Raw genomic sequence first — 24,265 nt, 5'->3', positions numbered from 1 at the left:
TCGCACTCCTTGCTTTTTATTTTATCATAGCAAGGGCAATCTTTTGTATAAATCTATTTTAAGGATGATTAAAAATGAAAAGCAGCTATTTAGCTCATGGCAAGGTAATTATTATTGGGGAGCATTCAGTAGTTTATGGATATGATGCTTTAGCTATGCCAATTAAGGCTTTACACATTAAAACTACTGTTGAATCTGCTTCTCAAATGTGGATGGATACCGCTCGCTACCACGGTCCATTATTTGAAGCACCGGCAGAATATGATGGCCTAAAATATGTAGTTAAACATATGCAAAAAAAGGCTGGCAATAACCATCCACTTAAAATTACATACACTGGTGAAATTCCAATGGAACGTGGTTTTGGTTCAAGCGCTACTGTTGCATTAGGTACCACTAGGGCAATGAACCAATTCTTTCAGCTGAATATGACTGAAAAAGAAATTATGACTGTAACTAATCATGCTGAAATGATCAATCATGGTAAAGCTTCTGGTCTTGATGCAGCCACTGTTAATTCAGATTATCTAGTTTTTTTTAATAAAAAAATGGGGCCTAAAATATTACAAACCAAATTAGGAGCTACCCTGTTAATCATGGATACTGGTCAACTAGGCAATACAAAGGAAGCTGTTTTTTTAGTTAAAAAAATGCTTGAAAAGTCCGACTATGCCAAGAAAAAAATAGCTCGCTTGGGTGAATTAGCGGATCTTACTAAAAAAGCTTGGATCAAGCACGATCGTCAAGCAGTTGGACAGATTTTTAATGAAGCACAAGAAATTTTGCATTCATTTGATCTTTCAACAAATAAAATTGACCAACTGCAAAAAATTGCCTTGTCAAATAACGCTTTAGGCTTTAAATTATCAGGCGGAGGTCTTGGCGGCATTACTATTTCCTTGTGTGATAACGAAACTGTCGCCCAAGAAATTGCCGCTAAATGTAAAGATTTAATTAGTGACTACTGGATTGAGGAGATTTAATGAATAGAACCGCACGAGCACATACAAATATTGCTTTAATCAAGTACTGGGGCAAAGCTGACGACAAATTACGTCTTCCTTTAATGTCTAGTTTATCAATGACTTTAGATGCTTTTTATACTGATACTAGCGTTGAAAAAACAGATGGTGAAAATCAATTTTTCTTAAATAATCAACAGCAAACTGCTGCAGCTAGTCAACGTGTTTTTGCTTATCTAAAAAAATTGCAGGCTCGTTTTCACGTCACTGGCAATTTAATCGTTAAATCTGTCAATCACGTCCCTACTTCTGCAGGATTAGCATCATCTAGTTCTGCTTTTGCGGCACTAGCTGCTGCTTTTTGTCAATGCTATGACATCAACATTGATCTAGAAGATTTATCTCGTTTAGCCAGGATTGGATCTGGTTCTGCCAGCCGCTCCGTTTATGGCGGTTTTGCTGTTTGGCAAAAAGGTAATAGCGACGAAACATCTTACGCATATGCACTAGATGAAACACCAACGATGGATCTTCACCTTTTAGCAGTTGAATTAAATACCAAACAAAAAAAGATTTCTTCGACTTATGGTATGAAAGATGCCCAATCTTCTCCATTTTTCAGGCCCTGGCTTGAACGCAACAATTCAGAATTAAATGAAATGATCAAAGCTATAAAAAGTAATGATTTCACTGCCCTAGGCCAGTTAGCTGAGTTAAATGCAAATGAAATGCATGCAATTAATTTAACTGCACAGCCTGAATTCACTTACTTTGAGCCGCAAACCATTCAAGCTATTAAATTAGTTGAACAACTTCGTACTGAAGGAATTGAATGTTACTATACAATTGATGCAGGACCAAATATTAAGGTACTTTGCCAATTAAGAAATAGCAAAGATATCATTCAACGCTTTTCGTCCGAATTTAATAATGTTAATATAGTGAATGCAAGTTTTGGTCCTGGAATTACTTATTTGGACTAGTTGTAATTAAAAAAGTTAATTAGATTCGAGGATTTAGTTCTTTTGATAACAGAAAAAGCGCCCGGAAAGTTATATATTGCCGGAGAATATGCAGTATTAGAGCAAGATTGTCCTGCTATTTTAGTAGCAGTTAACCAATTTGTACGTGTGTCAATCACTAAGAGTAAAGGGGCAACTGGCTTAATTCACTCCAAGCAATACTCACAGGATTCGATTCATTGGGTTCGTCAGGGCTCAAAAATGGTAATCGATAATCGTGACAACCCTTTTGAATATATTTTGTCAGCTATTTCATTTACTGAACAATATTGTATTGAGCAAAATATCAAGATGAAAGTCTATGATTTACACGTCAATTCAGACTTAGATTCTGCAGATGGTAAAAAATATGGTTTAGGTTCAAGTGCAGCCGTCACAGTAGCTACAGTTAAAGCTATCTTGCGTTTTTATGGCGTAAAAATGAGCAATGAGCTGGTTTATAAATTATCGGCTATTTCACACTATTCAGTTCAAGGAAATGGCTCAGCTGGTGACATTGCAGCTAGTGTCTATGGCGGCTGGTTAGCTTACCAAACTTTTGACAAAAAATGGTTAAAGCAAGAATTAGCTAATAAGACTTTAGTTCAAGTCGTTAATGAAGCTTGGCCTGGCTTAAAAGTTGAATTACTAACTCCTCCTAAAGATATGAAACTGATGATTGGTTGGAGTCAAAAGCCAGCATCAACTTCACGCCTCGTTGATGAAACTAACGCTAATAAGGCGGCTTTGAATATGGAATATAAAAATTTCTTAGCAGCTTCTAGAGCTTGTGTTTTAAAGATGGTTCAAGGTTTCGAAGCAAACAATATTGCTTTAATCAAACAACAAATTCGGGCTAACCGTAAATTGTTGCAGCACTTTGCCAAAATTAACCAAATTGCCATTGAAATTCCACGTTTATCGCAATTAATCAAAATTGCAGAAAATTTTGGTGGAGCTGCTAAAACTTCTGGTGCTGGTAATGGTGACTGTGGCATTGTGATTACAGATGCTAATACCGATGTTGAAGCACTTGAAAGCGAATGGCGCCATAATGGAATTATGCCTCTTAATTTTAAGGTTCACCAGATTATCATGGCTCATTGATGGAGAGTTCTATGTCGATTAGATCTGAAAGAAAAGAAGAACATCTGAAGTTAGCTCAGATGTTTTTTAATAAAGAAAAATATAATAGTTTTGATCAACTGCATTTGTTGCGCCCTGCTCTGCCTGAAACAAAAGTCGATCCAACTATTCTGGGATCAGAAATGTTTGGCAAAAATGTTTCTGCGCCTTTTTTTATCAATGCTATGACTGGTGGCTCAGCTGCTTCTAAACAAATTAATCAAGCATTGGGACAGGTTGCCCAGCAGCAAAATATTGCCCTAGCTTTGGGATCTGCCAGCATTTTAGCTAAGGAAACTGATCAACTAGACAGTTTTATGGTTGCCAGAGCAGAAGATCCAGATGGTGTACTAATTGTTAATGTTAATCCAGAAACACCAATCTCTGCAATTAAACAAATTATCCAAGAATTAAATGCAGATGCGCTTCAGATCCATTTAAATACAATACAAGAAATTGCCATGCCTGAAGGTGATCGTGACTTTCGTTGGCTTGATTCAATTAAAGCAATTCGTACCGCTATCGATTTGCCCATTATTATTAAAGAAGTCGGTTTTGGATTGGATCAAACAAGTATTCATCTTTTAAAAGTAAATGGCATTGAATACTTCGATGTCGCCGGTTCTGGTGGCACAAACTTTGCCCAGATTGAGAATGCACGTAATGCCAGTGACGTTTCATACTTAGAAGATTTAGGTTTACCTACTGTGGTGACTGCTCTGATGGCATGGCAAGAGCAAGTTAAATTTTTTGTTTCTGGTGGAGTACGTAATCCCCTAGATATTTTAAAAGGTTTAGCTCTAGGAGGAAAATTTGTTGGTATTTCAAATGTTTTTTTACAAGAATACATCCAAAATGGTAGTACTGGATTAGAGCAATTAATTACTAATTGGAAAAATGAATTGGCTGCTTTAATTGCTGTTTACGGCAAAAAAGATTTAGCATCCCTGGTACAAATAAAAAAATACTATGATTTACCATTAAAGGCTCAAATCGATCAGTTACTGTAAAGTAAAAGCACTAGTTAATGATTACTAGTGCTTTTACTTTACATAATTTTCCTTATTTAATTTCAAGCAATTTGGCAATTTCTTTTTGAACAGCACTTTCATTACTTGAACCAATAATTTGCCCTGCAGCTTGTTTGGCTTCTGGCAACGCCGTTGCAGTAGCAAAACTACGGCCTACATATTTCAGCATTCCTACATCATTACCGCTATCGCCAAAAGCTATCATCTCACTTGATTTGATCCCTAATTTTTGACTCAAATATGCTAGACCTACTGCCTTATTCATTCCCTTAGTTTGCATATCAATCGAGTCTGCTGCACCAGAAACAAAACCAACCTCCGGATATTTTTCTTTTAATTCGCGCAAAATTTTAGACATTTTATCTTCTGGCACTGTCAGACTGACCTTGAAAATCCAATCATCAATTTCTCCAAAAGAATCTACTACAGTAATATGCTCCATGTATTTTTTCATTTCTTGTTTATAAGCTCGTCCACTGCTCTTTTTAACATAAGCACTTACTAACCCCATCACTACAGCTGGATATGGATATTCAGTAGTTATTTTTAATAAAGTTTGATATATGTCATCACTTAACGAGTCAACATGCAAAATTTGTCTTCCTTGAGCAACTAATGCCCCATTTTCAGCTACAAAATAAATTTTATCCAAAACCTCAGGAAAACGAGTCATTAAGTTAGCATATTGATTGCCACTAGCAACTACAAATTTAATCCCCTGCTTTTGCATTTCCGCAAATTCACGCAAAAATAATTCTTTATCATAGTCTTTCTGGTCAGTTAACCAGGTTCCGTCCATATCTGTCGCAATTAGTTTTATCATTTTCTCAATCCCTTTGGGTAAAAGTTCTTCAATACTTGATTACCAGCGATTTTGCCAAAACTAAATATTAATTTTTGATAGCTGACTAACACAAAGCCCCGCAAATCACTGTCCACTTTAACGGTTTCACCGTGCAAATAATTTTGGTATTCTTCAATTGTCGGTAAATCATAAACCCGTTCTTGCTTTACCTTACCTAGCACTTCTGCCAATTGATGTCCTGGTTCAAAACGTTTTTTCTTTAATATACCCAACTCGACTCCATTATTAATTACATGAAGCTTACTTTTTTCAGGCAAACTGATTGCAGGAATATAGACATGTTCATTACGGACTTTTGCTTTATTACGCCAGTCACTTAAAGCAACTGGTAAATTAAACTGATCCATTACCTGACCAACTAGTTCCTGATCATTTTTGGTTAAGCGCCACGGATCACGCTTGGCTTTTTTGTTTTTGCTCTTTTTTTCAATTCTAGCTTTACCTACTTTTTGTAAAACTGCCACAAATTGTCCTTCACCTATACCATCTTGAGGCCAAAAGCGTAATGTTTTAGTCAAATCAGGATTTCCATCAGCCCACTCAGGCTGTCCAACATCAATCTTATTAGTTTGTATCCCTGTATCTAAAATTGTAAAACCATATTCTTTATTTAACCAGCTAACAATCTGCTCATCCTCTTCTGGTGCAAAGGTACAAGTTGAATAAATTAAGCGTCCGCCAGGTTGAAGCATCTTAACAGCTTCATTGAGGATCTCTTTTTGACGGTTCTGGCATGTTAAAACATAGTCTTGAGACCAATAATCAATTGCCTCCGGATTTTTTCTAAACATTCCTTCACCACTACATGGAGCATCGACTAAAATCACATCAAAAAATTCCGAAAAAATTGGAACTAACTTTTCTGGACTTTCATTAGTAATTAAGGCATTACTGATGCCCCAACGTTCAATATTTTCCCGTAGTGCCTTTACTCGTGTTGCAGAGATTTCATTAGCTACTAAAAGGCCCTCACCCTTCAATTGTTCTCCTAATGCTGTTGTTTTTCCTCCAGGCGCAGCACACAGATCTAGCACGCGCTCTCCTGGCCGAACACCACTAATTGCCGCAGGAAACATAGCCGCTGGATCTTGAGAATAAACACTACCGCTTACCCACTCAGGATCTTCCCCCGATACTTCACCATAATAGGCTGAATTTATTTGCGGTACTGAATCAGTAAGCTCATATGAAACCTTAGTAGGCTTCAATGTATTAATTCTAAAAGCTTTTTTGCTCTCTTCATTCATCGCCGCAAATAGTTCTTGTGCTTTTTTGGTATCTAATAATTTTTCATATTTAGTTTTAAATTCATTTGGTAGATTTAGCAATTTTCCTGTCCTTTCTCACTAAGTAATAGACCATCCCACAAAACGCCAATACAATTACAACCCAGGAAGCTATTAATGTAACTATTAAAGAACCATATGTTGAATAAAAGGCATGCCATCTTAAAAAGAAGTATGTAGCAAGGGCAAAAATAGCCTCTATTAAAAATAAACGTACGCTGCGGTTAATTACCCAATTGCGCAGCAAATCATCGTGTAGACGTGTTAAACGAGCCTGACGCTTAATTCCTATTGCAAGCAACATATTTGTAATCATTCCGACCAATAGGCAAACAACTAACATTAAAATATCCGGCACGACAGATAAACGATCACGATGATGCTCTTGAACAAAAGACGGAATATGCAAACTAGCATGATAATGCTTAGCAATCTTTTCAATCACTGCAGGTGTTGCATCTACTACAATTCGATAATTCTTGAGCTGGTCTTTAGCAGTTGGCTGATCAATTCCTGTACTTAGATAATATTTATCCATTTCTACCTGTGGATAGTCCTTAAATTCGCCTATAACAGAATAATAATTTTTGCCTAAAATAACATATTTATTATTCTGCACATCTAATAAATTAAGTTTAACTGTTGGCCCCAGCACCACAAAAGAAACCTGTCCTTTAAAATCATCAGGCGAAAAATAGCGACCACTCTCAGTTGGCAAGCCAGTAACGGCATGATTAGCCCAAACAAGCACTTGTTTTTTTTCATAATTATTATCTAAATGCAGTTGAATTTGATGATTCGCATAATTTTTGTCCAAATATTTTAGGAAAATACTAATCTTTTCATCACTATCTGTTCTAAAATAGCGGGTATTATTAGTTAAGCCGTGTGCTTCCAGCAATTCGTCAGCATAACTAGATTCAATATTGGAGAGCATTGTTCCAATTCCTAAAAAAGATAATAAAAGAATCAGTAACAAAAATATCTTTTTAAAATTCATTTTTTATTTCAAATACCTGTTCATTAATAAAATCGAAGCTTTGCAAGGAATGATTAATCTCGTCTAAAGCTGCACTATTTTTAAACCAATTTTGGTGCCAAAATTCTGGTGAATTAGTAGCACCATCTTTTTCACCAACAAAGAGCAAATGACAACTTGGATTATACTTATGCCAAGCTGCCACAGTTTCTAAATCTCCGTGACCGAAATTTGGTGACCACGAACATAGAACTAGATTAACTGTGTGATACTTCTTAATTGCTTGGTCAGCTGGTAAATCTTCTACTGGATAAAAAGGCTTAGCTCCAGTGGTCGACGTCTTGGCCCACTCTAATGAGTCTGTACTGTGAACTTTAATTCCAACCTGAGCCAAAGCTTGAGACCAATACGCGTTGCCTGCCATGATTTCTAACGCTGTTTGCACATGCAGCTTATTTTTAATTAACTGCGCAGTCTGAATATTAGGCAGAGACCAGATGCCATATATTAAAGAGAGATATTGCCGAAAATTATTAAGTAAATTATTTAAATCCCTTAAGGCCCCTTCTTTATCTGGTCCCACCTCAACTAAAACTTCTTCAAATTCATCTGGCAATAAACCTAATCTGCGTGGTGCCCGCTTCAATGGCTTACCTGCTTGTACATAACTATCAATTAATGCTATTTCTTCAACTTGTCGTTTAACCGCAGGATGATTTATCTCTTGCTCTAATTTTGTTAATTTCGTCAAAAATTTTGTCATACTTAAACACCTTAATATGATTTTACCATTCAACGGCGGAGAATTCAGTTATAATAAGACTAGCAAGCAAAGGAGATATTCTATGGTTGAAACCAAAAAGAAAAATGATGATGAAAGCATTGGCCGCTTTGTTTTAGACATAATTATTGTGTTTGCAATTTTGATGGGAATTTACTACTTTATTTTTAGTTTTTTCCTATCAAATGAAACAGTATCTGGTCCATCAATGCAGCCCACATTTGAGAATGGCGATCGTTTGATTGCTGTACGTCATTTTACGCCTAAACGAAATGATATCGTCATTCTAAAAGCACCAGACCAAAAAGGTGCTCTGTATATCAAGCGAATTATTGGTACACCTGGTGATATGGTTACTTCTAAAAATGATAAGCTTTACATTAACGGCAAACAAATTGCAGAACCATATTTAAATAATGGCTACCAAAGAAAGTCACATAAATTAGGTGAACTCTATACTAACAATTTCACTTTAAAAAAGCGAGTACCTAAGGATAGTTACTTCGTCATGGGAGATCACCGTGACGTCTCAAAGGACTCCCGTTACTTTGGGTTTGTTAAACGAAGCGCGCTAGTTGGACGAGTCGTCTTCAGGTATTGGCCATTTACGCAATGGAAAACATTTTAATTGAAAAATTACAAAAAATTTTATTTTTCGTCCTGATTTGATTAAAATTAAAGAGTAAGGAGAAATTATTATGAATGAGCAAGAAGAATTATCTGATGCAATTATTAATTTTCAAGTAAAACACCATGTTAATGACACTGATCTAGCATTTGCTAGTCACCTATCAGTTGAAAAAGTCCATGCTATGAAAACTGGTGATGGTCAATTTACAGCTGAAGAAGTAAATCAACTTTATGACTATATGTCAGCTAATGCTTAGTTAACTACAAAAAAGAGCTTCATTTCTTGATTGAAATGAAGCTCTTTTTTGCATTAATTAATCTATTTTTGGTTCAAGATATTTCTTCACGAATACTAGATTCAAAATACCGAAAACAAGGCTAACAATAAACAAGCATAAATCATCTAACCAGATTGGATCGGTTGCTTGTAAATTTGGACTCTTATCAACAAAGCCCTGTAACTTAGACATAAAGATCATGCCGCAGTAAGCTGCGACAATTACCAAAATTGCGATAATTAACAAGCGAGCCCAAACTGTACTCTTAAACGGCAAGAAATCAGTAATTACTCGCGAAATAAAATTGGCAAAGCTGACAAAGAAGTAAATGATTAAAATTATCAAAATGATAAACAACCAATGAAAAGCAAGCATTCGATTGCTAGTTATTTCAACGCCGGGAACTGTTTTAATTGGATACAGACCAAACTCACGAAATGCTTGAGCAAAACTGTCTGCCCCGCAACTAGGGATCAGCAACAGACTATTAACGATTTCTTGCAGCAAGAAGAAATAACCACATGCCAGCAAACTGCTAAATATATTAGCTAAGTATGTTTTTCGTTCATCGCTAGCTGCTAAATGCCAGGTTTGACTCAGATTAATTTTTTCATTTTGCCAACATGTAATCGCACAAAAGGCAAAATCAATGTATAAAGTCACATAGACAAAATTATTGCGCCAGAATTGCCCTAAATTTTTAGACGGCAGATTTGCTAGACCATTCCAATTTTTGAAAAGAAGAAAATAACCTGATAAAAATACTACAGCAAAGATATTAATTAAGAAAACCAAATAAATAAATTTTCTTTTTTGCGTCCACATTTGCCTAAACAAGGTCCAAAAATTCGTCACTATCTACCCCTCCCCTTCAATTAACGATTAATTATCTTAGGTTCGACAAATTTACTCATTAAGTAGCTGTCGATTGCTCCTAAAACAATTGCTCCTGCAAAGTACTCAACCACTGAAATACCCAATGGATCATATGCTGCTTCTTTGGCAAAACGATGCAAATACATAGCAGTAATTTGTTCGTTTAGCTGTTCAGCAATCAAGATTGCAATAATCACAATCACTGCCATCACAAATAACTTAATGACAATATTATTGTTAACTGGCAATTGATCAACAATTACTTTCGTCAAAAAATTAGCAAAACTGACAAAAGTCATAATAACTAAAACCGTTCCAGTTAAGAACAATAGAAATTCAATTAATAAACTAGCATCTGCCCAAGTAACTTTAGCATCAACTAAGTCATGAAGCAGTGAATAATGATGACTTAAATTATCAATCATAGCAGCAACGAAGCCTAAAATGACTTGAATTACAAAAATATAAATACATTCAACTAAACTAGAAAGCATATTAATCAGCCAGATTTTGACACTTGAAGCTGGAGCTAGCTGCCAAGTTTGACTGAGGTTGATTTTTTCATTTTGCCAGCAAAGCAGACCAACAAAAATCACATCGGCAATCGGCGTTTTGAGCATTCCTGCACTAAGCAAACGATCTAGCCAATTACTGTCCTTACTAATGTTGAGATAAGCTAAATTGCTTTTATCTAACAGAGCCATTACCAGCAAAAAAAGGACTGCAAAAACTTGTAATAACAAAACTAAGTTAGCGTAGCGCCTTTTTTGCACAAACATTTGCTTAAACAAGGTCTTAAAATTTGCCATAAAAAACTCCTAATTCTGTTTTGCTTCTACGAATTTATTCAAAAGCAAGATATCGATCAAAGTAATCACAACATCAAAGACCAAGAATTGAAGAATCGTAGTGGCATAGTTAATATCCTGGCTGTTGACCATAAAAGGACTAAACTTTCCTAAGACTGAAAAGATAATTGTTGCCGCATGGCCTAAAATCCAAATAATCGCAATAATTACAATTACTCTAATAATAAAGGTCCATACTTTACTTGAGCCACCTGGCAAAAAATCAATAATGCTGCGGCTTGCTAGGTTAAGCAAACTTACAATTGCGTACCAAGCATAGCCAATAAAAATGATTAGCAGCAAACTTTCGAGCATTGTTTGCCAGTCTCTTGCTGAAAGATGGATTCTAGCCTGACCTATTGCTTTGCGCACATCTTGATCAGACAACATCGGCAAAAGGGTAACGATTATCGTGACCGCTTCTAAAATTCCTAACCAAATATAAGTTAAAAATGCTGTCCCAAAATTGCTAAGCAAAAACTTAGTATCAGTTACCGGAATCAAGCGCCAAGTTTGACTGCGATTAATTTTTTCATTCTTGATTGAAGAAATAATCCAATAAACAAAATCAGCGATAAATGACGTTATCAGCATCATTACTGCAAATACAGCGAGAAAAGCAACAATCACATTGACAGAACTAGTATCTTTTCCATTAACAAATTCTGGTGTACCATTTCCCGAAACAAAACCAATAATTGTAAAACATAAACTAGCAAAGGCTTGAATTAAGAAGATTAAATAGACTGACTTGCTTTTTTCTTGAAACATTCGATTAAACAATGTGTTAAAACTAGTCATTATTCATCATCCTCATCTGCATAAAAACTTTCATAGTATTCTTCGATTGACTTATGCGTTTGACGAATGTCATCTGCTGACTTGTGTTCCAAAACGGTATGATCTTTTACAATAACCACTTCATCAAGCAATGATGAAATTTCATTGACAAAGTGATCTGAGATTAAAATCGTTGCCTTTTCATCTTTCCACAAAATGATGGAATTAATAATTTTCTTTCGAGCCATTGCATCAATCCCACCAAAAGGTTCATCAAGTAAATACAAATCTGCTTTACGAGCAAATGTTAAAGCAATAATCAATTTTTCACGCATTCCTCGTGATAACTGACTCAGTTTTATTTCAGGATCTAATTTCATAAACTTACGCAGCTCATCGAATTCATTCTCATCAAAATCTTGAAAAATCGTTGCGTAAAATTTAACCACTTCCTTGATCTTTGTTGAATCGCTGAAGCCAGTTAAACCATCAGTAAAAGACAACTTAGCCTTTCTTTCTGCCTCTTTTGTTGCCCCCTCTAAATTAATTTCGCCTTTGTAATTCTTAGCTACACCGGCAATAATTCGCATCAAAGTGGTCTTACCAGCACCATTTTCACCAAGTAAAGCAACAATCTTGCCAGGAGCTAAATTCAAGTTCACATCTTGCAATACTTGCTTCTGATTTTTCTTATAACTTACATCTTTAATAGCTAATAAATCATTCATTCTGATCCCCACCATTTTTTAAATAATTCTCTAACGTTGAAACTAACTCGTTTCTTCCTATTCCAAACTCTTCCATATTTTGAACAAACTGTTCTAATTCATTATTAATTAATGACTGCTTGGTTTCGGATAATAGTTTAGTATCTTCAGTAACAAAATTACCTTCGCCACGTTTAGTATAAAGAATACCTTGACTGTTCATCTGTTGTAGTGCTCTTTGCACGGTATTAACATTAACGGTTAATTCTAGAGCAAGTTTTCTAACAGAAGGAATCTTCTCACCAGCTGTTAACTTGCCTAAAGCAATTTGACGATACAAGTATTGTTCAATCTGAAGATAAATAGGAATATTATCTTTAAATTCCATTTACTTAGCTCCTATTTTACACTGTATTATTAATCTATTACACTAACTATAATACTCACTTTAGTCACTTTTTGCAAGGGCTAAGTTTAATCACTTTGTTTCACAAGTTCATAAAAGTTAAAAGTACAACAAAAAGATAGTCTATAATCCTATAATGACGGTAATTATAAACTATCTTTTATTTTTAATAGTATTAGTGCATAATTTTTATTTATTAACTATGTTTACCCTATTTCCTAATCTATCAATAATCTCATATTAGATCAGAAATAGAATTATTGATATTTTTAGTCAAAAATGTTTCACTTACTTAGCTCTTTCAGCGTTTAATTCAGCCATTTTAATCATGACATCGACCGCTTTCCACATAGACTCAAGAACTGTGTATTCATAACGACCATGCATGTTTTCTTCTCCGGCAAAAATATTAGGACATGGTAAGCCCATATAAGTCAATTGTGAGCCATCTGTACCACCACGAACCGGGTCTTCGTTAATTTCAAGACCTTCTGCTTTATAAGCATCGCGCGCTAAGTCAACGATGTCCATATGTTTCTTTAATTCATCGGCCATGTTGTAATATTGGTCCCACATTTTAAGTGTAATTCGTTCAGTACCAAATTCAGCATTCATTTTCTTAACGATTGACTTAACCAAATTCTTCCGCTCTTCAAGCCCATCACGTTCAAAATCACGAATAATATAATCTAAGTGAGCATTATCAACAGTACCAGCAAAATTCATTAGATGGAAGAAACCTTCGCGTCCATCGGTATGTTCTGGGCGATCGTGTTCTGGCAGTTGATTATGAAAGTCAATTCCAACTTGAATTGCATTAATCATTTGACCTTTAGCAACAGCTGGGTGAACATTAACTCCCTGAATATCAAGACTAAATTGTGCCGCAGAGAATGTACCCCAATCTAACTTACCAGGAGCTTCACCATCAACAGTAAAAGCAAAGTCAGCACCAAAGTCTTCAACATCAAAGTGTTCAGCACCAGTACCAATTTCTTCATCGGGAGTAAAGGCCAATCGAATCTTGCCGTGCTTAACTTCTGGATGATTCATTAAGTATTCCGCAAAGGTCATTAATTCAGAAACACCACACTTGTCGTCCCCACCAAGCAAGGTATCGCCTGAGGCAGTAATTATAGTTTGACCCTTGTAATTCTTCAAGTGTGGAAAGACCTTTGGATCAAGGTAAAATTCTGAATCGCCTAATTGAATTTTGCTTTCACCATCATAATTTTCATGAATCTGTGGTTTAACATTTTCTGAATTAAAGTCAGCTGTATCACTATGTGCTAAAAAGCCCATTACCGGAACATCATAGTCAACGTTTGAAGGAATTTCAGCAATTACACTACCTGCTTTTTGGTTGTAATGAATGTCACTTAAACCTAAGTCTTCAAGATCCTTCATAATGACATTCTTTTGGAAGTTTTCTTCTCTTTCAGTTGATGGAAAGCGATCTGAGTGTTCGTCAGAACGCGAATTAACTTTAACGTACTTTAAAAATCTAGGTAACAAATTAGGATATTCCATATATAACTCTCTTTCTAATTAAAATAAGTCTTGAAATGGATTGGTAGAAACCTCGGAAAGCTCAATTCCAACATTCCAGTTATTTTCTTCATTCCACTTTTTAAGTCGATCATAGACCTTGTACTTAAATAGTTTTTCAGTATAATGACCAGGATCAACAACAGTTAAACCAGATGAAATCATATCATGGCCTACATGATAATAAACATCCCCAGTAATAAAAGCATCTAAATGGTCATCTAAGGCTCTAGTCCAATATTTACCACCATCGCCACAAATAAATCCTACACTGGTAATTGGCTTTTCATTGTTTGCAGTAATCAGACGTGCCATTTTAATTTGCATTTTTTCTTTAACATAATAGGCAAAATCATAAGCAGTCATTGTTCTAGGTAACTTTCCTTTTCTACCCATAGCAATTCCATCATCATCCAGACAAAATGGTTCAACATCTTGCAGACCTAATTCCTCTGCTTGCCAATCAGCAGATCCATCTTGGGCTTTATCTGAATTAGTATGAATTGAATAAACAGTAATTCCATTCTTGATAATATTGCCATACATTGCGTTTTGTGCATTCGCAAAATCCAAATTTTGTGCTGGTCTAAACATTACAGGATGGTGACTAACGATGAAATCAACCCCTTTTTCAACAGCTTCTTCAACTACCTGGGGACGTACATCTAAAGTAGTCATTACTTTGGTAACATCAGCCTCCATTGATCCAATTTGCATACCAACAGGATCACCTTGTGAAGCAATGTTTTCCGGAAAATCTTGTCGCAAGCGCGCAACAATGTCTTTTACTTTGGTCAATTCTCCAATTCCTCCTTGATTAATTTAATATCATGATCTACTTCATTGATTCGATCTTCGTCTTTTTTTCTTGCTTTATTCAAATTAACCAGCAATCTTTGATAATAAGCGAGTTGGCCTTCCCATTTCTGATAAAAAACTGGATTCTTTTCTTGTACAATAAAGGGGCCAAAAAAGATTTCCTTTTCAGTCATCTCATGCTTTTCTTCAGTTAAGCTAGCCTTAATTAATTCATAAGTATGCCCAGCCTCTGCAATTAATTTTTCTGAGATAATCTTATAATTATGCATCATCAGCCAATTACGTACCCCTGCTTCGCCTATATTAGGTTCTAGTACCAGAGTTTTAAATTGTGCATCTTTGCTCCAAGCTCTATCAAGAATATCAGTCATTAACTTGCCGCCCATTCCGGCAATCACAACTGTATCAATCTGATCAGCATGAGTAACGGTTTCTAACCCACTACCTAAGCGAGTTTCAATTTGCTCGGTTAACCCAGCTGCTGCAATATCATTTTTAGCATTTTCAAGAGGGCCCTCTGCAACGTCACTAGCAATTGCATAATCAATTTTGCCATTTTTTACTAATTCAATTGGCAAGTATGCATGATCAGTTCCAATATCAGCCACTCGACTGCCAGGATCTACCATCTTTGCCAACGTATTTAATCTTAAATTCATGTTTCCTCCATAAAAGATATGGTTAAACAAATTTTAGCATATTTCATAGTCTTATTTTGCTACTATTTGATATAATCGTCACAGAAAGCGGGTTTTTTACATGAGTAGAACAGAAAATGTCACATTAACTAATATGTGCATGGTTAAAAACAAAGATCAGGTTTTAGTTCTTGATCGCAACGATCCGGTCTGGCCAGGACTTACTTTTCCTGGTGGTCATGTTGAAGCGCATGAATCTTTTCATGATTCTGTCGTCAGGGAGGTCAAAGAAGAAACTGGATTAACGATTAGTCATCCTCAATTAGTTGGTGTTAAACAATTTTATGATCACAATGATGAACGTTATTTAGTATTTTTCTACATAGCTGAACAATTTTCGGGTACCGTTAAAGAATCAGACGAAGGTAAACTAACCTGGATGAGTGCTAAAGAATTGAAAAAGCAAAAGTTAGCTTACAATTTTGATCATGATTTACCAGTATTTTTTGAACAAACAATTAGTGAACATATGCTTGACGGAAAGCGAGATGAGCTATTTTAATGAAAAAAACTGAAAGTAAGTTTGCACTTTTAGCTGCTTTAATTGCTATTTTAGCTTTTGCCTCTATTCCCTTATGGCAAAACAATCTGAATAGTTTACGACCACAAACTCACACGGTTAAGAAAAAGAAGACTGCTAAAAAGAAAAAAGTCGTTCATGTTACTTGGGGTTACCCTTTTAAGAAGCTCTATGAAAAGAAAATCAAATTTAAATCTGGACAAAAGTTTGGTGAAACTGACGTCATTCGTCGAGTCTATCCTAGCAAGAGTTATTTTCATGATGGCTATGACTTCGGATTTAGTGAAGTTGGACATTCTTCCGTATATGCTGTGCATGCGGGAACTGTCCATCGTGTTAAATACGCCCCAGGTTTAGGACTTTATATTTGGATTATTTCCGATGATGGCTATGTTGAAGTTTACCAGGAAGGCTTCCTCAGTATTACTGATATTTATATTAAAAAAGGTCAAAAAGTCAAGTTGGGACAAAAAATTGGTAAACTGACCGGCTCTCACATTCATTTAGGAGTTACTAAGACAGATAAAGATTACATTGATAAAAAGCATGACAATACGCCATGCAAATACTATTGGAAAGATAATGGCACTTGGTTAAATCCAATGAAAATCATTGAAGATAATCTAAGGGCAGCAGGTAAAGATCCAGTCCAATAAAAAAGAGCTAAGTAAAACTTAGCTCTTTTAATATAGATAATTATAATTAATCCATGAAATCACGTAATTGATTTGAGCGACTTGGATGACGCAACTTACGTAATGCCTTAGCTTCAATCTGACGAATACGCTCTCTGGTAACACCAAATACCTTACCTACTTCTTCCAAAGTACGGGTACGACCATCATCAAGACCAAAACGCAAACGCAAAACATTTTCCTCACGATCAGTTAAAGTCTCAAGTACTTGTTCAAGTTGTTCCTTCAACATTTCGTAAGAAGCGTGTTGTTCTGGACTAGTTGCATCCTTATCCTCAATAAAGTCGCCTAAGTGTGAATCATCCTCTTCGCCAATAGGCGTTTCTAATGAAACAGGTTCTTGAGCAATTTTTAGAATATCACGTACTTTATTGGTTGGCATATTCATTTCTGCACCAATTTCTTCTGGTGTAGGTTCACGGCCTAAGTCCTGTAACAATTGACGTTGTATCCTGATCAATTTATTAATTGTTTCGACCATGTGAACAGGAATTCTAATTGTACGTGCTTGGTCAGCGATCGCACGAGTAATTGCCTGTCTAATCCACCAAGTTGCGTAGGTTGAGAACTTAAAGCCTAGACGATAATCAAACTTATCAACGGCTTTCATTAGTCCCATATTACCTTCTTGAATCAAATCAAGGAATGACATACCACGTCCTACATAACGCTTAGCAATAGAAACTACCAAACGAAGGTTGGCTTCGGCTAATTCTTGCTTTGCCTCTTCATCCCCGGATTCAATTCTTTTGGCAAGAGCAATTTCTTGATCAGCAGTAAGAAGTGGTACACGACCAATTTCCTTCAAATACATCCGCACTGGATCGTTCATGCGTACGCTTGATGGAGCAGACATATCCTTTAATTCAGCCTTTTCAACATCCTTTTGTTTTTTTAAGGCTAACTTTGAAGGATCACCGTTTTCATCAACAATGCTAATACCATTATCTTCAAACTCTTGTACTAGTTGATCTACAGCCTTGCCTTGTAAGTTATAAGGCTTAATCAAACGAGCAGTGAAATCTTCTTCAGTGATCGACTTATCTTTCTTTACGTCTTTTACGACTTGCTTAACCATCTTATCCAAAGATAGTTTTTGTGTAGTTTCTTTTTCTGCCACTAAAAAGCCTCCTTATTAACCTAAGATCCGTTTTAATCCAATAATCTCCTGAGTGATTGCAATAATTCCTTGTGCATCATTTTTGCGCTTAGCATCCTGTAATTGAGCTTGAAGCTCATTCAGCCTGGAATAGATGTTGCGTCTTTTTAATGCTAGAACCAAAGCATCAACTTCTTGAATTGTAGAATCTTTTGGCATCTGTGCCATTTCAGCATCTACTATTATACCTTGAAGTTGCTCAGGAATAAAATCTAAGAACCCATCAATTTGTGGATTTTCATGAGTTTCCGCATATTTTAACCAATCCTGTGCCAGAGTTTCAAAATCCTGATTAGGAAAATGAAATTGCCCTTCTAACATATATTTTTGAGCATCAGTTGAATGAATAAATAAATACAAGAGTCTGGTCTGACTAGGATTTTTTTCAACTACTGACTGCTCTGTAGGCACGTCTTCATCACCAGGTAAAGGTACGTCTATCGGATAATCAGGTGAATTTCTTTGAGAATTACGTACATGATTGCGTGCCCGATTATTTCGCCGTCTTTCTTTAGCAAGATTTGCCTTTAACGAAGCAATAGAAACCCCACTAGACTTCGCCAATTTTTCAGTATACATATCTTGCTCAACTGGATTGCGCACTTGTGCAATTTCTTTTACGGCCTCACCTAAATAAGCAATCTTTTCACGGTCATTATCTAAGTTATATTTTTGTTCCAACCGTTTTAAGAAAAAGTCAGTCGGCGTTAAGGCACCTTTGACTTCTTCCAGATACTTCTCAGCGCCATATTTTTTGACGTATTCATCAGGATCTAGTTTTTCTGGTAAAACTACAATTCCTAAATTAAAATTGCCATCTTTATTAAACATACGTGCAGCACGTTCTTCGGCATGGACTCCTGGATCATCTCCATCATAATTAATAATGATATTAGGAGTAATACGTCTCAACAAATATATTTGGTCATCTGTTAAACTAGTTCCCATTGAGGCAATTCCCGATTTCACCCCTGCTTTATATGCTGCAATTACATCCATATAACCTTCATATAGAACTAAGTGACCTTCACCACGAGCTGCTTTCTTTGCTTCTGCAAAGTGGAATAATACCTTTGACTTGGTAAAAATCTCCGTTTCAGGACTATTCATATACTTAGCTTCGGTCTTATCATCAGAAATTCGTCTACCAGAAAAGCCTATCGTTCTCCCATTTTCATTATCCAATGGAAACATCAAACGGTCACGAAAACGGTCGTATAACTGCCCATCCCTAGCTTGAACAAATAAGCCACTTTGTGCTAGATCATCATCTTGATAACCTTTACTACGTAAATAAGTAATCAAAACATTATCAGCCTTAGGTGCATAGCCTATCTTAAAATGATCTAATATTTCTTGATCTAGTTCTCGCTTTTGAGCATACTGCATCCCCCGTTCACCGGCTTTAGTAGTCAAAAGCACACGATGATAAAAATCAACGGCATCCTGATGCATTTGCATAAGTGGATTTAATTTTGTTCCACTATTATGACCATATCCATTAGGCATAGCAATATGGGCAAACTCAGCTACTCGCTCGACGCTTTCGGGAAAAGTTAAATCATCCTTATACATCAAGAATTTAAAAACATTTCCACCCTTACCACAACCAAAGCACTTAAAAAACTGCTTATCAGCATTTACAGTAAACGACGGAGTTTTTTCTTGATGAAAAGGGCAAAGACCAATATAGTCTTTGCCTTTTTTCTCAAGCGAAACGTACTGACTGATAACATCAACAATATTGACGTTACTGCGAACCTCTGAAATAAAATCTTCAGGAATCCGTCCAGCCATATGAATCACCCTTTTTCTATCTAAATTAACTACTTAATAACTAACTTGCTTAAGTCACCTAAACGATCTGCTAATTCATTAACTGCATATAATTGTGCTAATCGGTTATTCTTGACCTTTTCGTCCTTAGCCATGATCATATTAGTTTCAAAGTATTGATCAATCACTGGTTGCAGTTGAACAAAACCTTGGTAGAGATCAGCCAAACTTTCAATATCTTGCAAGTTTTGAACGCCAGCGTAAAGTTCTTTTTCACTGTTATCATCAAAGAGACTTTCATCAACAGCAGTATTACTCTTAAATTTAGCCTTCTTTAAGATGTTATCAATTCTAGTCAAACTCTCAACTACTGGCTTGAATTCTTCATCATCATGGTGAAGTTGCAATACAGTAGCTGCTGCTAAAATTTGACTTGGATCTTGTTGACTTGAAGCAAGAACAGCATCAATAATATCATACTTGAAGTCATTCTTTTGTAAGTATTGCTTGACACGATCACGAATGAAGTCTGCAATTTCCTGGTCAGCATCACTCTTAGGTAGCTTAGCTGGAGTTACACCATTAAGCATACTAATGATTTCTGGTAAAACTTCGTTAAATGGTAATGACCACTTCTCATTAAGTAAGATTCTTACAATACCATATGCATAACGACGAAGTGCGTATGGGTCATTAGATGATGTAGGAATCATTCCTGCACCAAAGAAGGTTACAATTGTATCAATTTTATCAGCAATTGATAATAATGAACCAACCGTAGTTTCAGGAAGTGGACCTTCAGCAGTGGCAGGCATGTAGTGTTCCTTGATTGCAACTGAAACTTCTTCGTCCTCACCTGCAAGACGAGCATAATGCATGCCCATTACACCTTGAAGTTCTGCAAACTCACCAACCATTTGGGTAACTAAGTCAAATTTGTAAAGTTCACTAGCACGGTCGAAATCCTTGACTACATTCTCTGGTAAATCCCAACGCTTAGCTAAGTAATCACCAATCATGCGAACACGTTGCATCTTTTCAGCCATTGAACCAATCTTATCGTGGAATGAAACATTCTTAAGACGATCAACAAAATGACTAAGTGGATACTTGCGGTCTTCATCATAGAAGAATTGAGCATCGTCCAAACGAGCAACTAAAACTTTTTCATTACCTGAAATAACATTATCAAGGTAATCTTTATTTCCGTTACGAACAGCAATAAAGTGATTAATTAACTTACCATTTTCATCATAGACTTCAAAGTATCTTTGATTGTCTTTCATTGAAGTAATCAGCACTTCATCAGGAATCTTCAAATACTTTTCATCAAATGAACCAGCAAATACAGTCGGATATTCTACTAAATAAGTAACTTCTTCGAGTAAATCACGATCTGGTTTAACTTGCCAGTTGTTCTTCTTAACTAATTCATTCATTTGACGAACGATCATATCTTTACGTTCATCTGCATCAGCAATTACAAATTGATCTTTTAATGCATCTTCATAGTCATCAGCATTAGCCAAAACAACTGAATCGCCTAAGAAACGATGGCCTTGAGTTTTACGACCTGCAGTAATATCCAAAATCTTAACGGGAATTACATCACTGCCAAATAATGAAACAAGCCAGTGAATTGGACGAACAAACTCAAAATCATTTGAATCCCACCGCATCTTAGTAGGGAAAGTCATCGCCTTAATGATATCGCTCATACCAAGTAAGATATCACTAGCTTTCTTACCTTCCTTTTGAACGTGAACATAAGCGTATTCAGTACCCTTAAGTTCTTCAAAATAGATATCGTCTGTAGTCATTCCTTGGCCACGAGCAAATCCTTGAGCAGCCTTAGTCCAATTACCATCTTGATCTTGAGCAATCTTCTTAGCTGGACCTTTTTTAACTTCATCAATATCGTCTTGCTTTTCAGCCAAATCTTCAACCAAAATAGTCAAACGACGTGGAGTTGAAAAAGTCTTAATATCTTTAAATTTCAAGCCATTTTCTTTTAAAAATTTTCTTGTTCTGTCAGCTAATTGCTTAACGCTGCGTGGTACAACGTGAGCTGGCATTTCTTCAGTACCAATTTCAAATAAATAATCTTTAGCCATTTTCTACCCCCGCCTTTTTGTCTTCTGCACTTTTAAGCAATGGGAAGCCACGTTTTTCACGTTCTTCGACAAATTTGACAGCAACTTCATGCGCAAGATTTCTAATTCTTGATAAATAACCAGCACGTTCAGTAACTGAAACAGCACCACGAGCATCAAGCAAGTTAAAAGTATGTGAACACTTCAAAATATAATCGTATGCTGGGTGAACCAAATTCTTATCTAATAAACGCTTAGCAGTTGCTTCATAAATATCAAAGAACTGAAGCAATTGTTCTTGATTTGATTCTTCAAATGCATATTTAGAATGTTCATATTCTGGTTGCTTGAAGATATCACGATAAAGAATGCCATTACCCCATTCAAGATCAAATACTGAGTTAACATCCTGAATATATGACGCAAGGCGTTCAACACCGTAAGTGATTTCACTCATAGTTGGCTTAACATCTAATTCACCAACAACTTGGAAGTATGTGAATTGGCTAACTTCCATACCGTCAAGCCATACTTCCCAACCAACACCAGCACAACCCATAGATGGGTTAGCCCAGTTATCTTCAACGAAACGAATATCGTGTTCCAAAGGATCGATACCTAAAACTTTCAAACTGTCTAGGTAATATTGTTGAATATCCTTAGGAGCTGGCTTAATAACAACTTGGAATTGGTGGTGTTGGAATAACCGATTAGGGTTTTCACCATAACGACCATCTGCAGGTCTTCTAGAAGGCTCTACATAACAAGCTGCCCACGGTTCTGGACCAACTGCACGAAGAAAAGTGTAAGGACTCATTGTACCCGCACCCTTTTCAACATCGTATGAAGGCATAATCATACAACCTTTGGAGGACCAGAATTGTTCCAGCTTAAAGATCATATTCTGAATATTTAATTTCTTATCTGCCATTTCCTTTAATCTCCTCCTGCGCTAGGCCATAAAAAAAGCCTATGCAAAATTTTGCATAGGGACGAAATATTATCGCGGTTCCACCCTAATTCAGGAAGTATCCTTCCTGCTCTTAATTGAACAATATGACTAGAGGTGCCTTTTCCTAGATGTCCTCACACCGACCGACATTCGCTGAACTAGTACTTTTCTTAAATCCTCATCATCGTCAAATACGTTTTTATTTTAACACATGGGTCATGGTAAAACCAGATTTTTACTAACTAAAAAGTTTTAATTCATCTAAAAATTTCTTAGTCTTTAAATTTAGGCCTATCGTTTCATGGTAAATACGATCAATCGCTTTTCTAGTAGCCCTCTTCGTTTCTTCATTAATTTTAATATCGCCTAATCGCTCAATCGGTAATAAGCCAATTGTTCTAATTACAGCAGTTTCTTTTGGCTTTAAATGCATTCGGCTAGTGACTGTACTAAAATGATCGCTACAAATAACTCCACCCATTTTAATCGAATAATCAAAAACGCCTTTTTCCTTACCACAAATAACACAATGCTTTAGCTGTGGCTCAACACCATATGCTGCTAATATTTTCATCTGCACAATTTGTGTAATCATTTCTGCATCAACGCCACTATCTATTTTTTTCAAAGCAAATAAAGCTAAATCATAATATTTACCAATTGGCTGATATTCTACAAAGGCGTGATCAATTAAATCAAAAATAAAAGAAATATAAGCGTTCTTGGTTAAATCATTATATAAGCCATCAAACTGCCTTGCCTCTTTATATGTGCGTAAATTACTTAAGCCCTTTCCGCTCGTATAAATTACGTAAGTACCAATAGAAAAATTTAACGTTGCTGCACTTAATCGTGATTTAGGCCTCAGGGCTCCTTTAACAATCAGAGTCATAATTCCATCTTGTTTAGTCATAATTTTGGCTAATAAATCTGCTTCTTTATATTTCTGCCTTTTAAAGATAATACCCTGAACTTCTTTTAGTTCGCGTGCCATATCATGACTCCTTTAGTATGTCAACTACCCTAGACTGAAGTCTAGGGCTTGGTGGCTCGTTAGCTTGCGCTAGCCAGAACACCAACTTGCTTAGATACGGATTTGACTTACCAGCAGTAATCTTTTGACTATTGCCGATAGAGGTCGTCTAATTACCAAAGCCTTTTGAGTCCGCGAGTTGCTAGCGGACTGCAGCCTAGCTTAGGCTGCTTTTTTCTTTTATTTTAGGATTCTGCCACTTGCCTAATCCTTTTTCTAAGATGTTCACGGCCGCATTCCAATCACGAATATGGGGCATTCGACAAATTGGACAAGTCCATTCCCGATCTTTAAGCGTTAGTTTCTTATAACCATTTTGGCCCATAATACTGCCACAAGCATGACAGCGTTGAGTAGTATATTTAGGATCAATTGTTAGAAATTCTTTGCCATATAGATCTGCCTTATAAGCCAGCA

General features: G+C 36.1%; 26 protein-coding genes. 8 read left to right on the top strand and 18 right to left on the bottom strand.

The window, feature by feature from the left end; all coding sequences use genetic code 11:
• Window positions 1-74 precede the first annotated feature (74 nt).
• From mvk to fni, 4 genes are read left to right on the top strand one after another with little or no spacing between them, the layout of a single operon-like run.
• The gene (mvk, locus tag CP366_RS03475) at window positions 75-983 is read left to right on the top strand and encodes a mevalonate kinase (protein ID WP_057726663.1); all 909 of its coding nucleotides are present in this window, start codon (window positions 75-77) and stop codon (window positions 981-983) included.
• The gene (gene mvaD / locus CP366_RS03470) at window positions 983-1,945 is read left to right on the top strand and encodes a diphosphomevalonate decarboxylase (protein WP_005719691.1); all 963 of its coding nucleotides are present in this window, start codon (window positions 983-985) and stop codon (window positions 1,943-1,945) included. Before mvk ends, mvaD begins: the two co-directional genes overlap by 1 nt.
• A 42-nt stretch (window positions 1,946-1,987) precedes the next feature.
• Complete coding sequence (locus CP366_RS03465; protein ID WP_005719692.1) at window positions 1,988-3,070, top strand: phosphomevalonate kinase; 1,083 nt, start codon at window positions 1,988-1,990, stop codon at window positions 3,068-3,070.
• A gap of 11 nt (window positions 3,071-3,081) precedes the next feature.
• Window positions 3,082-4,098, top strand: coding sequence for a type 2 isopentenyl-diphosphate Delta-isomerase (gene fni, locus CP366_RS03460; RefSeq protein ID WP_057726665.1), 1,017 nt, complete (start codon window positions 3,082-3,084; stop codon window positions 4,096-4,098).
• Between the two features lie 52 nt (window positions 4,099-4,150).
• Here fni and CP366_RS03455 read toward each other — a convergent pair whose 3' ends face one another.
• The 4 genes from CP366_RS03455 to CP366_RS03440 are packed head-to-tail and all read right to left on the bottom strand — an operon-like array spanning window position 4,151 to window position 8,012.
• Complete coding sequence (locus CP366_RS03455; protein WP_089147938.1) at window positions 4,151-4,942, bottom strand: Cof-type HAD-IIB family hydrolase; 792 nt, start codon at window positions 4,940-4,942, stop codon at window positions 4,151-4,153.
• Complete coding sequence (locus CP366_RS03450; RefSeq protein WP_089147939.1) at window positions 4,939-6,312, bottom strand: RsmB/NOP family class I SAM-dependent RNA methyltransferase; 1,374 nt, start codon at window positions 6,310-6,312, stop codon at window positions 4,939-4,941. Before CP366_RS03450 ends, CP366_RS03455 begins: the two co-directional genes overlap by 4 nt.
• Window positions 6,293-7,270 (bottom strand): hypothetical protein, encoded by a 978-nt coding sequence (locus tag CP366_RS03445; protein WP_083554561.1) that lies wholly within the window; start codon window positions 7,268-7,270, stop codon window positions 6,293-6,295. Before CP366_RS03445 ends, CP366_RS03450 begins: the two co-directional genes overlap by 20 nt.
• Window positions 7,260-8,012 carry a hypothetical protein gene (locus CP366_RS03440; RefSeq protein ID WP_013086416.1) on the bottom strand — a complete coding sequence of 251 codons (753 nt, stop codon included), beginning with the start codon at window positions 8,010-8,012 and terminating at the stop codon, window positions 7,260-7,262. The genes CP366_RS03445 and CP366_RS03440 overlap by 11 nt, the downstream gene beginning before the upstream one ends.
• A gap of 82 nt (window positions 8,013-8,094) precedes the next feature.
• On the opposite strand from CP366_RS03440, the gene lepB reads away from it, so the two are divergent.
• Window positions 8,095-8,658 carry a signal peptidase I gene (gene lepB / locus CP366_RS03435; RefSeq protein WP_089147940.1) on the top strand — a complete coding sequence of 188 codons (564 nt, stop codon included), beginning with the start codon at window positions 8,095-8,097 and terminating at the stop codon, window positions 8,656-8,658.
• 70 nt (window positions 8,659-8,728) lie between these two features.
• Complete coding sequence (locus CP366_RS03430; RefSeq protein ID WP_013086417.1) at window positions 8,729-8,917, top strand: LBP_cg2779 family protein; 189 nt, start codon at window positions 8,729-8,731, stop codon at window positions 8,915-8,917.
• 57 nt (window positions 8,918-8,974) lie between these two features.
• On the opposite strand, the gene CP366_RS03425 is transcribed toward CP366_RS03430, so the two are convergent.
• The 8 genes from CP366_RS03425 to CP366_RS03390 form a co-directional block, all read right to left on the bottom strand.
• Window positions 8,975-9,793, bottom strand: coding sequence for a hypothetical protein (locus CP366_RS03425; RefSeq protein WP_089147941.1), 819 nt, complete (start codon window positions 9,791-9,793; stop codon window positions 8,975-8,977).
• Between the two features lie 20 nt (window positions 9,794-9,813).
• A complete protein-coding gene (locus tag CP366_RS03420; RefSeq protein ID WP_013086419.1) occupies window positions 9,814-10,623 on the bottom strand; it encodes a hypothetical protein in 810 nt (269 codons plus the stop codon).
• A 9-nt stretch (window positions 10,624-10,632) separates the two neighbouring features.
• On the bottom strand, window positions 10,633-11,463 hold the full coding sequence (locus tag CP366_RS03415; RefSeq protein ID WP_089147942.1) for an ABC transporter permease: 831 nt from the start codon (window positions 11,461-11,463) through the stop codon (window positions 10,633-10,635).
• Complete coding sequence (locus CP366_RS03410) at window positions 11,463-12,170, bottom strand: ATP-binding cassette domain-containing protein (protein WP_089147943.1); 708 nt, start codon at window positions 12,168-12,170, stop codon at window positions 11,463-11,465. Before CP366_RS03410 ends, CP366_RS03415 begins: the two co-directional genes overlap by 1 nt.
• Window positions 12,163-12,537: a GntR family transcriptional regulator gene (locus CP366_RS03405; protein WP_089147944.1), complete on the bottom strand. Its 375-nt coding sequence runs from the start codon at window positions 12,535-12,537 to the stop codon at window positions 12,163-12,165. The genes CP366_RS03410 and CP366_RS03405 overlap by 8 nt, the downstream gene beginning before the upstream one ends.
• A gap of 306 nt (window positions 12,538-12,843) precedes the next feature.
• Entirely contained in the window at window positions 12,844-14,085 is a 1,242-nt protein-coding gene (gene pepT / locus CP366_RS03400; RefSeq protein WP_089147945.1) for a peptidase T, read from the bottom strand.
• Between the two features lie 18 nt (window positions 14,086-14,103).
• Entirely contained in the window at window positions 14,104-14,901 is a 798-nt protein-coding gene (locus CP366_RS03395) for a Nif3-like dinuclear metal center hexameric protein (RefSeq protein WP_060462354.1), read from the bottom strand.
• Window positions 14,898-15,581 carry a class I SAM-dependent methyltransferase gene (locus CP366_RS03390; RefSeq protein ID WP_013086424.1) on the bottom strand — a complete coding sequence of 228 codons (684 nt, stop codon included), beginning with the start codon at window positions 15,579-15,581 and terminating at the stop codon, window positions 14,898-14,900. The genes CP366_RS03395 and CP366_RS03390 overlap by 4 nt, the downstream gene beginning before the upstream one ends.
• Window positions 15,582-15,681: 100 nt before the next feature.
• Between CP366_RS03390 and CP366_RS03385 the strand changes: the two genes are divergently transcribed.
• Together CP366_RS03385 and CP366_RS03380 are read left to right on the top strand one after the other, a co-directional pair.
• Window positions 15,682-16,122: an 8-oxo-dGTP diphosphatase gene (locus CP366_RS03385; RefSeq protein ID WP_005719714.1), complete on the top strand. Its 441-nt coding sequence runs from the start codon at window positions 15,682-15,684 to the stop codon at window positions 16,120-16,122.
• Window positions 16,122-16,796 carry a M23 family metallopeptidase gene (locus tag CP366_RS03380; protein WP_089145770.1) on the top strand — a complete coding sequence of 225 codons (675 nt, stop codon included), beginning with the start codon at window positions 16,122-16,124 and terminating at the stop codon, window positions 16,794-16,796. The genes CP366_RS03385 and CP366_RS03380 overlap by 1 nt, the downstream gene beginning before the upstream one ends.
• Before the next feature lie 46 nt (window positions 16,797-16,842).
• Here the strand turns inward: CP366_RS03380 and rpoD are convergent, their stop codons facing one another.
• From rpoD to CP366_RS03350, 6 genes are all read right to left on the bottom strand, one after another.
• Window positions 16,843-17,955, bottom strand: a complete 1,113-nt coding sequence (gene rpoD, locus CP366_RS03375; protein WP_005719716.1) for an RNA polymerase sigma factor RpoD — start codon at window positions 17,953-17,955, stop codon at window positions 16,843-16,845.
• A 15-nt stretch (window positions 17,956-17,970) separates the two neighbouring features.
• A complete protein-coding gene (gene dnaG / locus CP366_RS03370; RefSeq protein ID WP_013086426.1) occupies window positions 17,971-19,791 on the bottom strand; it encodes a DNA primase in 1,821 nt (606 codons plus the stop codon).
• 29 nt (window positions 19,792-19,820) lie between these two features.
• Complete coding sequence (gene glyS, locus CP366_RS03365) at window positions 19,821-21,884, bottom strand: glycine--tRNA ligase subunit beta (RefSeq protein ID WP_068812882.1); 2,064 nt, start codon at window positions 21,882-21,884, stop codon at window positions 19,821-19,823.
• Window positions 21,877-22,794, bottom strand: coding sequence for a glycine--tRNA ligase subunit alpha (glyQ, locus tag CP366_RS03360; RefSeq protein ID WP_005719721.1), 918 nt, complete (start codon window positions 22,792-22,794; stop codon window positions 21,877-21,879). The genes glyS and glyQ overlap by 8 nt, the downstream gene beginning before the upstream one ends.
• A 259-nt stretch (window positions 22,795-23,053) precedes the next feature.
• Complete coding sequence (recO, locus tag CP366_RS03355) at window positions 23,054-23,809, bottom strand: DNA repair protein RecO (RefSeq protein WP_060462357.1); 756 nt, start codon at window positions 23,807-23,809, stop codon at window positions 23,054-23,056.
• Window positions 23,810-24,005: 196 nt separating this feature from the next.
• On the bottom strand, window positions 24,006-24,265 hold a 260-nt coding region (locus CP366_RS03350; protein WP_143469301.1), incomplete at its 5' end, for a zinc ribbon domain-containing protein.

It is taken from the genome of Lactobacillus sp. UMNPBX15, assembly GCF_002553785.1.
Classification (GTDB): Bacteria; Bacillota; Bacilli; order Lactobacillales; family Lactobacillaceae; genus Lactobacillus; species Lactobacillus crispatus.
The sequence above is the reverse complement of the archived record's forward strand: the minus strand, read 5'-3'. Positions and strand labels throughout refer to the sequence as shown.